This is a genomic window from Photorhabdus viridis (assembly GCF_040256935.1).
Taxonomy (GTDB): Bacteria; Pseudomonadota; Gammaproteobacteria; order Enterobacterales; family Enterobacteriaceae; genus Photorhabdus; species Photorhabdus viridis.
In genome coordinates this window covers 88,929-103,043 of sequence record NZ_JBEJZY010000010.1, presented here as the reverse complement: position 1 = coordinate 103,043, position 14,115 = coordinate 88,929, and the positions used below count along the sequence as shown (strand labels likewise).

Genomic DNA, 14,115 nt, shown 5'->3' with positions numbered 1-14,115 from the left:
TTTACCCCAGAAAAATTAAATAAATAAAAATTCAAAAGCATTTAACGTAAATGTCTTCTTCCAAAAGGAAACTAAAATACAGTGAATATAATAAAATCATTTCTAAACTAAGATATAAATTCTTATTAATTACAACCAATTACTTCATTCCATGACCATAAAATCATTAAAAATTATAACGATTAAAGTCATGTAAGTAAATTAGATAATAACATCCTACTTTTTAGCAAAAAAATTCATCAAATAAATAACAATTAGTTAACGAGAAATCTATAATAACCACTCGTTATTCATATGTAAGAAAATGGCTCACCTATTCTGTGAGCCATTTTCATTATTCATGATACTTATTAGTATAGAGAATTAATTAACCTTAGTTCTGCTTAAGAACAGAAATTTCAGAAGCACATAGATTCAGACTCAGTCTTATCGCTTGGCATGTATAATATGCCGCTTCTATGCGTTTCGTGCATTGACTCAAGCATTTTTATGCCAATAACGTATCAACCAGTAAGTTTGTCGGACATGTGTTCAAGCTCACTCTGGCATACGTCAGCAGTATGACCAACTCTTGCTGCAAGTACTTTAATTCCCTTCTTAAGCGAAATTCAGGTTAATTAAGCAAATTTTCCTTTCCCAATAGTGGTATCTGCCCATGCCGTCGTAATAGCAACTTTCGCTTTATTGTCTAAATTCTCAATAAAACCCTTATCGCCCGCGGTAGGTGCAAAACTACTCATTGCTTGGATCAATGAATCAACCGCGTTATCTGAAAGCGCAGTAAATTCACGCTCTCCCGATGTGTTCTTATCACTCATCTGAGCCACCAGTTTGGCACGATTACCATTAAAGTAATTATTAAAGGTGACTGAGCCTACTGATTCAAATATACCCTGAGCCGTGTTGTCTTGAGTATGACGGTTCACTGATAACACCAAATCGTATCCACTTCGCTGGAACCATAGGTTTTGCCAGTTAATATCATTAAAGACGATCATATCTTCCGCACTGATATCATTTACCAGATTATCAATCACCTTGCCGCTGACCACAAAGCTGTCTACACCTGAGCCGCCTGTAAATTTGTTCTGATAACCGCCCAGCGCCAATAGATCCTGACCATCACCGCCATCAAACCGGCTGAACTTCGAAATAGTTTCCGCTATCAGATGATCATCTCCGTCACCACCACTTATCATTGCATGGTAGCCCATCAGTTTAATCACATCGCTACCAGCGTCGCCGTCAATCCTGTTGTCATTACCAAATATCTTGGCAAAGTCATGGCCTGCACCCAATTCAACCCGGTTATTATTACCGATGGTCACGGTATAATCCTGGTCTTCGCCAGTATCCACTCGATTGTAGTTGCCTGAGGTAACAACGTAATCCTGTCCCTTATCGGTATTAATTAAGCCACCTTCGCCAAAGACAAACGTCTGGTCATTACCTTCACCCATAAATATATGGTTAATACGTCCAGCAACTATTGCGGTATCATCGCCATGACCGCCAAACATCCAGTTCTCACGTCCCATCAGGACACCCAGATCATGACCTTCACCGCCCGCAAAGATATTGGAAGTACCGATTGAATAATAAACATCATCACCGCGACCACCCCAGAAGTTGTTGTTGTCTCCCAGGTAAGCACCGAGATCTTTACCGTCACCGCCCCAGTTAAAGTTATAGTTCCCCAACGATACATGAATATCGCTATCTCCTTGCAGATGACCGCTGTTACGTAAGAAATCAAACGTTTTCTGCTCCATATTGAGCAAATCCGCTGTTAGATTTTCTTTCAGATTGGTCACTAATAACATCATCTCTTCTTGTTTATCTTTGCTGAACATCGTCGCAAACAGGTTAGGTAAATTCAGCGAATGAAAGCCAAATGTACTCTCTGGTTTGGTGTTCTCCGTCACCGCAGTCGCTGGCGTGCTGCTCTGCGCTTTTTCATTTCCATCAGGTTCTTTCTGTTTCAAACCATGACTCTCAGCAAAGGATTTAATACCATCCGTCCCCATATTGAGGTGAGATTTCAAGCCGTCGAGCAATTTATCTGGATCAGTGAAGGCTTTCAGTTGTTCACCACCGAATTTTCCAATGACTTCAATCATCTCTTTTAGAATCGCCACGCCATCCACTGACTCGTCTCCACGGGAAACAATACGGCCATCCGCAGTGTAATCCACCGCAAAGATATCCGCTAAAGTGGTATCTGCATTCACACTGGCTAACCGACCAAGGAATTTATTCTTAAGCTGACGAGGCAAATCCTGCGGATTATAGGTAAACGTTGTTCTCGCTATACCGGTTGTCGAATATTGTTGAGTCATCAAACCAAATAGTGAACCTAGGTTAGTATCCAGAATCGACTGGATATTGTCACCAAACATAAAGTTCCAGTTACCCGTGGTCACCTGAATATCCGCTCCCTGGCCACCTACCGCAAAGTTGAATGCCAGTTTCTGGTTGGCCTGGCGGAACTTATCCGCACGGCTCATTTTGCTCATATCAACGCTGTTGCCATTACTGCTTAACCACTGGTTAAATTGCTTATTCAGTGCTGCTTCAATATCATTTTTCAGACCTCGGCTACTACGTTCATGCTGAGAATCCAAATCAACCAGAGTTTTATAATCGACGTTGCTGGTTTGGTCCAAACCAGACATATCCTGAACAAATTTTTTCGCCCCAGCGATTGTCCATTGCTGCTCTTGCACCACTAGCCAATCCTGCTCTTCACCAGAATGAGCAATGTCTTGCAATACGCCAGAAATACGTGCCACACCATCAAATGGATTAACCAACGGTGGTGTCAGCAGGGATTTATCCATCATCACAATCAGATCATTACTACGACCTTTGTTGAAACTGACGTTACGATTACCAATAAACATTTGCGCTCCTTCAAGCGCTTGATAACCTGCAATATCGAAGCTGTGTTTACTGTCACCATTGCCAATGTGCGCCATCACATTATTATCTCCGAAGGCCAATGACTTAAAACCACCCATACCTACTTTGATGCCAACGTTCGATGTTCCCCAATTAAGCACAGTAAATTCACCATTCCCCACATCCACTTGAATATTACCCGAGTAACTTAGCGAGTTATTCGGTAGATGACTTGAATCGGTTGCAATTTGATTTTTGCGCTTCTCGGGTGCAGTGAAAATATCTGCATTATCCACAATCGCACCTTTAGGTGGCGTATCGGCATCCGCTATACCGACATGAGAAAGATTGATGTCGCTTTCAGCAATATTGCGACGCACTCGCTCTGAACGAGTTTCAAGTTCACCTTTTTCATTCCAACTCAATACGACTTTGTTATCATCCAGGTTATTGATCCATTGATTATTTTCATCCTGAGTGAACTTACGGCCCGTCACATCAACGGCAACTTCACTACGACGAGCCGAAACAGTCGTGTGAATATCTAGCCCTTTTAAGGCGGTGATAAAGCGACGAGCAAAGCCATCTCGTTTGTCATCATTAATCAGCGAACAACCCACGATGCTAATGTGGTCTGGTTTACCCGCCTGACTAAAGCTCTGAGTAAATTGTTTGAGTTTTATTGCCAGCTCATCTGCACTGTAACCACTCAGACGAGTGTTATTCTGCTCTGATTCGCTACGACCATGCCCCACAATCTGCCAACGCAACTCGTCTGATGGTTTAAATTGAGATGAATCACCATAGACAACACGGTATTTACCCTCAGAATCAAGCTGAACAACTACGCTAGAATCTGGGTGTTTACCTGCCAGATTTGCCGCTGCTTTAGCAGCGACAGGATCATCCTCCATCTGGATAATGATTTGACCATCAAAGCGGGTTTCTCGACCATCGGTTTGTGGTGTGACTGAAATACGCCCCCAAGATTCGACATCTTTGCTTTTTAGAACAGCGTCCGACGATAATTTTTCCAGCACAGATACCGTAGCATCACTATTCTCCGAGCCTTTCAATGCCAATTTACTGGCGGTTGGGTCAGCAAATACCTTACCAATATTCAACTGTACGAAACTGGCTGCTTGTTTAAAGTTGTTGCTTTCAACTTCAACAGAAACCTTTTGGCCTTTCTTATCCATGACTTCCAGAGTGACGACATCTTCACGGTAATCCGCGATCCACCCTTCAGCACCTGAATCCAGCGAAAACATTACTCCCCGCTCTTTCAGTGCATGCAATACATGACTTTGCTCACCCTCACGCGCCTGTTTCCAAGTATTGTCATAACCCGTAATAGCACTATCTTCAAATGTATTATAGTTAATATTGAAGCTCAATTTTGCGCTGGCCTCAGGGCTGGCAGAAGCATATTTATAACCTATAGGAGATCGGTAACCCGTGATCATGCCCTTATGGAAAGAATCCATAAAACGGTGGAAATTATCATAGTTATCAAACGATTTAGCACCAAAATTAGGATCAAAGAATGACCAGATTGTTTGAGCTTCACTCTTATGTACAACAACTGACATGGCGTGATCTTCAGACATAAACATCATATAAGTCGATTGCTTCACATTGCGCAGTTGCTCCATAACAGATTCATAGCCACCAACCTCATAATTCAGTGGATCACCGATCCTCACCCCTGTTAACCCATTTGCTTTTAGCCTTGCACTATAATCAATATTCCCCTTCGCTTTCTCGATCAAACTGCCAGCATCAAGATGTTGAAAATGTTGTATTGACAACAATCCTTCAATAGTCGGGCCGACTTTCTGACGGCGATATCGGTTAAGCAAAGAGGATTCAATAGAGTTGATATCAGTTTTCTTATTCACGGAGTTGTCATTGTAAGCTTTAGCTACATCCTTCAACCACTCCATATAAGCTTTTCCGCCTCCCGCGCCATTCACACGCTCTTCCATCATATAGCGGGAAGACAGAGCAAAGCATATTCCTTCCAGAAACTCTTTGGACTGAACGTCATTACCATTGGTCACGAGCACATTACCAATTTCTGGAATAAGCTTCTTAAGCACCCCCAATAAATCCTTATTCTGACTAAAGTGGAATGAGTAATCAGCCAATTGTTTTCCACCTGCTTTAATGTCAAAAATGGTATAACCCACTTCCTGGAATAAGTTTTTCTTTTCCACATTATGATCTTTGCTCTGAGAACCAGAAAGTATCGGCACATTCTCAATCGCCTGATGGATCTTTCTTAAACCAGACACATCAATGCCTTTACCATCTTGCGATAAATCGCTAGCTTTCAGATTCGAGAAGACAGCATCAGAAACATCCTGACCATATTCTTTAATAACCGCCGCTTTGACTTGCTCAACCGCTTTATCAGCACTTTCCACTTTCTGATTAATATTTGCCTTACCTCGAGTCACAAAATCACCATTTTCATCAATATAAAGGTGTTTTGAATCCTTAAGATTGGCATTGACAAGCTTATCGTACAACCTACTGAAATCGCCTTGGTATGGGGTTCTTACAGTGGATTCAGCAAGCACCATCGACTCTTCAAAACGCGTGTCAATTTGAGACAACAGGGCCTTCATTGCGGGTACACGACCTGAGTCAGGATGACCTAAGAGATATCCTTCAACCTGCCGGCGCAAATTGGATAATGTTTCAATCACATCCAATTCATCGTCTTTCCTTCCTTGCAAGACATTCTGATAACTATCTAATGCATCAATTACTTTTTGGTAACTGTCACCACGAATTTTACCCGCAATGGATGCAGCTTCCTGGAACTCACTCACCGACATCAATGCTGGCACCGGCCTCCAAACGCCATTCACTTTCTTAGTAAGAATTCGGGTATGTCCTTGATGATGAGATATAATCTGATCTTCAATGAAATATAACTCATCAGGTAATTGCGCATAATTGTCATAATTAGCAAGAATAAAACGTTCAACTGCTTTAAGCAGATTATTACTGGTAGTATTTGTTACAATAATTCTCTTAGATTCATTACCATTACCAGGCCATGAACGCACCTCAAATCCTTCATTACTCTTTTGCAATAATAAGTTACGTTCTGTACGTAATCCATAAAACGGCAATGCTCGATTCAGCATACTGTCGACAGCACTGAGATTAATATCAAGATCAACAATGGTATCGGCTTTATAGCCATTAGGGTTAACCTCCAGCCGTTTTTTCTGTTCTTTAATAGTCAAAGTATCAAAGCGCGCCTGCACAGCAATACCCGACTCTGTTAAGTTACGGCCAATAGCTTCTGTAGGTAGCCCTGCATATTCACTTGCCGGCTTATCTAGCAATCGAATTTCACCCACCAATCCTTCACGTTGCAATTTACGCAATACAGGTAATTCAACATTCCAGAAATAGTTACCAAGACGTAAGCCCCCCTCAGAGATCAAATAAACATCACCACGCGATCCTGCGGCATAAACGGAACTCCAGAAACCAGTATTGCTATACGTAGCAGCATCAATTGCCGCTCTTAGCGCTTTATGCTCATTATTTTCCGGATCGGCGAGGTACATAATTCCCCAGCGCATGAGTTGCTGATTGAGTTGAATCGCAAAAGCATTTCCTTGCACATCAACATCGTAAACAATTTTCTTACCATCCGGTTGTGCTGCCTCAAGAACATCTCGATGACTTCTAAAACTCTTTCCAGACCAGAATGAAACAATACTTTTGTCATCGCGGGCAGGTTCAAAGCTATAATCATAGCTGTCTAGTTTTGCAATAAACTCAACTCGTTTATTCCAGTCATAATCCAGAGTAGCGTCAACAAACAGTTTCGCTAAAGATGCGGCTTCACCCTCAGGTACTTTGTTTTTGGCATTGGTATTTCTGAGATACCTTTCAATAAAAGTCACTATCCGTTGCCTAGTTTTATCAGAAATATCTGCATTAACACGTTTAAATCCGGGAACAGGAATATATCCGTCCGGCGCATTGCCATTATCAAGCCAACGGTAGATGTGGGCGACTTTTTGTGCACGACTGAGTACGGAAGAACCGCTCTCCCTTTTTTTGCTTCCAGCCAATCCTTCCAGATTAATCCCAGAAACTATCGGCGCTTTTCTGATGAGTTCACGCGTCTCATGTAAAGGAGGTACCACAATGCTGTCAGATTGTGTTTCAACAGACTGCGGAATAAACGAAACGCCGGTATTTTTCGCACGAATTCCCGCATTGATCTGCAACCGGTTAACAGCTTGTTTAGCATTCTCTAACGCTTGCAATTCTTCTTCGGTCAACCCTTGATAATATCTGTTTCTCGCTTCTGGCATCAATTCAGGATCAATATGGCTGCCGGTTTCTCCCGCTCCTGTTGACTCATAGGCTTTTTCTCCGGACAAGCCGCTGCCACTTGCACCAATGCGAGCAGGTTTGGAATCACGCAGTTTCGCCCCTTTAGCATCAGCTTGGGTCTGAGTTGCTTTACTTTCCGCCGACGCGGTCTCACGCTTACCGCGGCTTTCTGCATTCTGATACGCAATATTAGCGTTATCCTTCGCCTTTTCTGCCTGCTGCTGCTGTGAAAGTGCTTCTTCTTTTCTCTGATCTGCTTTGAATTGCGCGTCTACACCATCAAGCATCGCCTTATCACGATTTTGTTTACCTTTTTCGGCGCCTGCTTCTGATCGCGCCACAGCCTCTTTTACTTTTTGCTGTGTATTAAGAGTATCCCGATGTATATCCGTCAGCCGTTTTTCTAATGTCGGCTTGATATCATCCAACCGCTTCTGGATCTCCTCAGCGATTCCACCCGCGTAGTCGAGATAGTGGTTATCTAACTCACGGCTATTATCAGTCTGATCTTTAAGTTGTTTAAACCTGTCAGCGATTAAAGTCAGCTCTTCAGTCACTACCTGAGCTTCTTCTTTTATCGCATCGCTTTGCACTTGCCCATTCCGGTTAAGCGCTTCCTGATCCGTTGATTCCAATTGAGATTGCGATTTTTCAATCGCTGCCAGTTGTTTTTCTTTTTCTTGCTCCAGGAACTGGCGATCTTTTTCGGCTTTTTCTTTATCACTTAACGCATTTTTGGCCGCTTGGTCTTGCTTAGCATGTTCAGTAATAATTTTAGCTGGCAATCTACCTACAGATTTTGCAACAACGTTATCTAAAATATAACCAATACCATTATTATCACCGATACCTTTAAATTCGATGCGGTTAGTACCTGCTTTGGCGATTAATTCCAGTGTTTTACTTTGCCATGCAGTATCACCATTAGTAATGGTAAATTGACTTTCACCATTCCAAATAACTTCCATACCTTCATTAGAACTAACAATATTTGCACGTTTCGCAAAATCAAAGCTCAGTGAAATAACTTCACCTTCAAATCGGTTTTTCAGATCCTGGTAAATAATGGTACTGATATCCACATCAAGTTCACTAACTCGCTTTCCATGACCAGCATTATTAAGGCCGTAAGCATTCGCCGGATTATATACCTCAACACCATGAGTTGACTGCCAACCTTGATTACCTTGTTCAAAGTCACCATTGACGATCAGATTTTCGTTCCGATCTGATACCGATCGCGTTTTTCGATTCAACGAACTTGCTAAAGAACTTTCTATTGAGCCAATATCAGGCACTTCTACCGCTGTTACAGAGCTACTTAGACGACCGCTTAAATCCGAACCAACTTGATCAATTTCATCTATCTTAAAACCATCAATGGCAGAAACTTCGGTTAAATTAATTGCACCTCTGCCCTTGTGAGTGCCTGACGTGTTAGCCTCATCCCCATGCACCAGATAGTTAATCGCCTGACTGCCTACCACACCGAGTACAGTTTGTTTGATATTGTCGAAAAAAGAGGCAAGTTTGTTGCTTTCTGTATTACTCGATGCAACAGCCAAGCTGTAAAAATCACCATCACCAATCTTAATCGCTACGTTATTGCGTGCATAAGAGGCATTAACGTATAAGCCATGACCAACCTGGATATTAGCGTTACTTTGGCCTTTCATTACCACAACATTGGAGCCGTGACCAACGTTGGTATTAACATTGTACTTACCCCACGCCACGTTAACCGAAACACCATCACCCACATGGGTGTTAATGTTTGCATCACCATGAGCAGCGGTTACATTTAAGCCATTGCCTACTGTCGTGGTAACGTTAGCTTTACCTTTTGCCGCCGTCACCTGCATACCGTCACCTACTTTGGTGACGATATTACCTTCGCTCCATAAGGCGTTAAAACTGTCTCCCTTACCCACCTGAGTGACAATGTTAGCCCTACCTTTAGCCAGCACCACATTGCGCCCGTCACCAACTTTAGTGATAACGTCGGCTTCGCCCCAGGCACCGGTGTAATCATCACCGTTACCCACATGGGTGATAATGTTGACATCCCCCTGAACCACCGTGACTTCTTGTCCAGTCCCCACTTTAGTGATGAGGTTGGCTTTACCTTTCGCGAAGTTGTAACGGTCGCCATTTCCCACTTGGGTCAGGATATTCGCCTCACCCCAAGCGGCATTTACGCCGGTACCATTACCAACCTTCGTGATGATATTGGCTTTACCTTTGGCGAAACCCACCGTCGTGCCCTCGCCAACATGAGTCATCACGTTACCCACATCGGAAGTAAGCAGACCGACTGTAGGACCGTCTCCTATTTTGGTCAGAATATTGCCTTTGCCAAACAGGATACCTGCGGTTGTCGAGTCCCCGACATGCGTAATAACGTCCGCTTTCGCCGATGCGACAACACCCATAAAATCATTACCCACTTTAGTGACAATATTGGCCTCACCCAGCGCTAAAACTCCCGTTAAACCATTACCCACATGTGTCATGATATTAGCTTTGCCAAACATTGCCGCCAGTGTTGTGCCATCACCGACTTTGGTCATGACGTTCAATTCACCGGCAAACAAACCGATACTGGCGCCATCACCCACATGCGAATAGATATTAGCTTTCCCTATCATTAAGGCAGCAGTCAGATCATTACCGACCTTGGTCAACACATTGGCGCCACCAATCATGGCCGCAAAGGTATTGCCATCCCCCACATGGGTAAAGATATTGGCCTTACCGGTCATCGCCGCCAAGGTCATGCCATTACCCACTTTCGTTGCGATATTGCCCTTTGCCAGCATCAGAGCAACACTTGCGCCATCCCCAATATGAGTAAACACATTGCCTGCGGCTACCATCAATGCCAGCGCATTACCGTCACCCACTTTGGTAAAGACGTTCACCGCACCACCCATTAACGTCCAGGCATCCCCTTTGCCAACATGGGTAAACAGGTTGCCCGCGCCAATTATGGCCGCAATTGATGTCCCCTCCCCAACTTTGGTGAAGACATTTCCTGCCGCAGCCATCACGCCCAATGTCAAACCGTCGCCAACATGGGTCAACACGCTGCCAATGCCAAACATGATGCCGGTCATGTCCCCCTTTCCGACTTTGGTCAAAACATTAGCGCCACCGAGCATAACGCCCGTGGTATTACCATCACCGATATGCGTGAGAACGTTCGTACCACCGCCCATTACCGCCAGCGCATTGCCTTTCCCTTTCTTGGTAAAGATGTTGGCTCCGCCCAACGCAATGATGGTGGTGTCGGCAATTTCGGTCTCATCACTGAGATGGGTGATAATATTGGCGCCACCGAACATACCGGAAACTAGATCTCCCGCACCGAGCTTAGTGAGCACGTTAGCACCGCCCAAAAGTACGGAGGAGATATCCCCTGTTCCCGCCTGGGTGATGACGTTAAAACCGCCCACACCGGACCAGCTCCCATTGCCATTACCAATTTGGGTATGAGTGTTGTACCCGCCCAACATCAGCACCCGGCTGTTACCGCCACCTTTATGGATCGAGATATTGCCATAAGCCAAAAGATGAGCCAGATATCGCCCATCCCCAACGCGCACAAGAACATTTGCTGCACCGCCGGCATAAATATCCATTTCGCCATGCTGGCTTTGGTGAACCAGAACATTGGCTAAACCCGCACCATGAAATGTCAGATCACCCTTTTCACCACTTTTTACAATGACGTTAGCTGCACCAGCACCATCAAAATTCGTATCACCGAATTTTGAGCCGTGCAAAATGACATTCGCCGCCCCAGCCCCCTTAAAATTAACATTTCCCCGCGCGACATTAGATTTAATAACATTTCCACCACCCACACCGCTAAAATTCACGTAACCGCTGCTTGTGGATGACTTTACCAGGTCTTGCTGACTATATTCTTCACTATGTACTAATCGATGGGAGGTACGGCGCACCGTCTTAACGTTATATTGAAGCTGGCTTAACGTGTAACCGGGACCAATAGAGGTATATCCGTTAGCATAGGAAAACACTTCATTAGCCAAATTACGTGTATGATTGCCTGCTTTGTACCATGCTATTGCTTTGTATTTCAGTTGCCTTGTATCAGGATCGTTTTTCAACTGAACTTCAACGATTTTGGTATACCGCCCCATTACCTTGGCATACACATAAGTATTGAGCTTCCGGTTCGATTTGACTGCGGAAACATCGACTTTTCGACCATCAGAGAAGATCGCATATCCCCCCATTTTGGCATCACCTAGCGAGATATCCTCTGCTTTAATCACCATGCCACCCGCATAGGTTACCCACTTATCTATTAATAGGCTTTCCTCAATAACATGAATCTTAATGGGTTGCTGATGCTCAAAGATCAAACTGGAGAGACGGTAAGCGCCATTAGCGTTTACCGCGACAAATCCATTGCCTGACGAAATTTCTTTCACAGCAAGATTTTTAAGGTGGTTACCTGCTTTATACCAAGAAGTGGCATGATAACCGAGTCTACCTGTGGTGGGATTATTTTGAAGCTGGACTTTGCTGATTTTAGTGTACGTTTTGTCAGCAAACGCAAAAAGATAGGTATCCGGTTCGATGGTTGATTTAATACCTGTAACTTGATGGGACTCTTGGATCCAGCTTCCTCCCATCGTTGCCTTCGTTAATACGATCTCTTCGACTTTAGCAAATTCCAGTGTTTCACCATAGAAATCGCTATTCGTACCTAATCTGGTGATTTCATTGTAAGCACCACCACCGGAGAAATTAATATTGCCATGTGCGACATCAGAATAAAGTTTGTTATAACCTCCCACACCTTCAAAAGTAATATCACCACGCGTTTGTTCATACCCATCTTTATTTTGGCGTACACGCTCAATTCGATTCGATGCCCCCGCACCACGTAAAATAATATTACCTTCTTTACCTTTACGTATGATGTAATTATCAGCACCTGCCCCACTAAATGTAACGTTACCGCTTTCTACTCGTGAACTGATACTGTTTGCAGCGCCTGCGCCATTAAAAGTCACATTTCCCTGTGAACCTTGATAATGGTTAAACCAAGTATGGTCAATGTTATTGTATGCCCCTACACCGGCAAAATCTAAATCTCCCCGGTTAGCTTCATGCCATAACTTATTGTATCCACCAGCCCCTTTAAAACTTGTATCACCAGACAAACCTTTACGAACTAGTTTGTTATAGCCAGCAGCACCCGAATAATTTAAATTTCCCTTTTCACCGGTGTGATCAATAAAAGCCGCACCGGCTGCACCCGCAAATGACAGACTGCCATTTCCCGTTTTACGAATGCCGGTGTAACCTGAAGCTCCCTTTACCGAAAGGTCGCCATCGGTATGGTATACATCGACTTTAAATGAACCAACAGTAACATCATCATTTCCGCCATAAGCATAAACATCACCACCAACACCAATTGCAGTAATATTATTACCATCATTATCGTCGTAATACTTTCCAGTAAAGAAATACTCTGTACTTCTATTCGATGATTTCCCCATCTTTACCTCCAAAGGGTACTCCCGCTAACATCAGGCGGGAGGGGAATTTGGATGGGCTTAAAAAGCCCGTAGAATCATCAGCCACGCTGATGTTGAATGTATTGTTTCACTATTGAGTAAATTTGAGTGCCAGGTATGTGGATATACCGCGAACGCAGATGTAAACGGCGCTCGTAACATTTTAGCGGCAGGGCATGCCGTGCTTGCCTGTGGAGGGACGGTGCTGTCAGGCCGCCCGTTGAAGCAGGAACCAGACGCAAAGCGATCAGCCATCGCCCACTAACGGGGATCCCCCTCTTGAGTCACGAAGTGCGAAAGTGGGGGAGGATGTCAATAGAAAGCCTTTAAATAATAATATAGAAATTAAACAAAGAACCACTGCACCTGACGAATACAGCGGTTATTTTGAACATCCAGTTTTCCACGGACAGTACAAGCTTTCTGGCCTTTCCACGGCAAAAATACACGGCGGCGCAAATCTCTGGCAATTTCACGCCCATGACCAAAAGGAGCAATCATTTCGGGAAAAAAGATATGTGGACCTGATCGCCAGTCTGTATGGGTAAGCTCTCTTTCTCCAGAAAGAATCTCTTCCCGATTTTGTTCAGATAAAAAAGCCCAATTACAAAAAGCAATTGGGTGCCCTTGTTCATCTGCATAGTAGCAAAACTGATTCAGTTCAAACGCAGGCAAGATTCGCTGTTGCCACTCGGACACCAGATATCTTCGATGCAGAGGAGAATATTGGCTCAGCAGCATCACTCCTCCGATCATTGCCTGAATTTCTGCGGCATTCAGTTTCGCTGGTTGATGTATAATCGCCATGCGTTACCTAACCGCCAAGTGTTATTTTACGTTTTTAGATGGGCGTTTCTTAGAATTAGCAGGTTCTTCCACCATAGATTCTGATGCTGTTTGCTCTTCTGTGACTTGCGGAGCAGGTAAAAACCCTGCCGTGACCAGTTTATCAAATTCAGCCGCCATACGTGGATCTTCCAACATATTTTTAACCATTGAAACCATATACATGAATCCCGATGCAGGCATATGGATGACTTGCTTTAATTCAAGTTCATTATCATTTTCTGCCATTATTCCATTCGCCATCCGGTTTTGTTCCTGACCAACGAAATAAAGAGAAAAAACGCCCTTGTTATAATTGACACTAGAGATAGTTTGTACGAATTTTTCAGACATACTTTTATTTACCAAATAATAAACGATTTATCAACAAAATTAAACAACATTTCCAACAATTAAAATTTAATTTAAAAATGTCCTGAATTTATATATCCATAAT

Annotated in this window: 3 protein-coding genes and 1 pseudogene; 1 reads left to right on the top strand and 3 read right to left on the bottom strand. The window is 43.5% G+C overall.

Going from position 1 to position 14,115, the window contains the following annotated elements; all coding sequences use genetic code 11:
• Nucleotides 1-617: 617 nt before the first annotated feature.
• Nucleotides 618-12,815 carry an MARTX multifunctional-autoprocessing repeats-in-toxin holotoxin RtxA gene (rtxA, locus tag ABR397_RS06090; RefSeq protein WP_350304919.1) on the bottom strand — a complete coding sequence of 4,066 codons (12,198 nt, stop codon included), beginning with the start codon at nucleotides 12,813-12,815 and terminating at the stop codon, nucleotides 618-620.
• A 115-nt stretch (nucleotides 12,816-12,930) separates the two neighbouring features.
• On the opposite strand from rtxA, the pseudogene ABR397_RS06085 reads away from it, so the two are divergent.
• Nucleotides 12,931-13,098, top strand: a pseudogene (locus tag ABR397_RS06085) (zinc ribbon domain-containing protein); the annotation flags it as partial.
• A gap of 80 nt (nucleotides 13,099-13,178) precedes the next feature.
• On the opposite strand, the gene rtxC reads toward ABR397_RS06085, so the two are convergent.
• Nucleotides 13,179-13,640, bottom strand: a complete 462-nt coding sequence (gene rtxC / locus ABR397_RS06080) for an RTX toxin-activating lysine-acyltransferase RtxC (protein ID WP_350304918.1) — start codon at nucleotides 13,638-13,640, stop codon at nucleotides 13,179-13,181.
• A 21-nt stretch (nucleotides 13,641-13,661) separates the two neighbouring features.
• Nucleotides 13,662-14,012, bottom strand: a complete 351-nt coding sequence (rtxH, locus tag ABR397_RS06075; RefSeq protein ID WP_350304917.1) for a protein RtxH — start codon at nucleotides 14,010-14,012, stop codon at nucleotides 13,662-13,664.
• Between the last annotated feature and the right edge of the window lie 103 nt (nucleotides 14,013-14,115).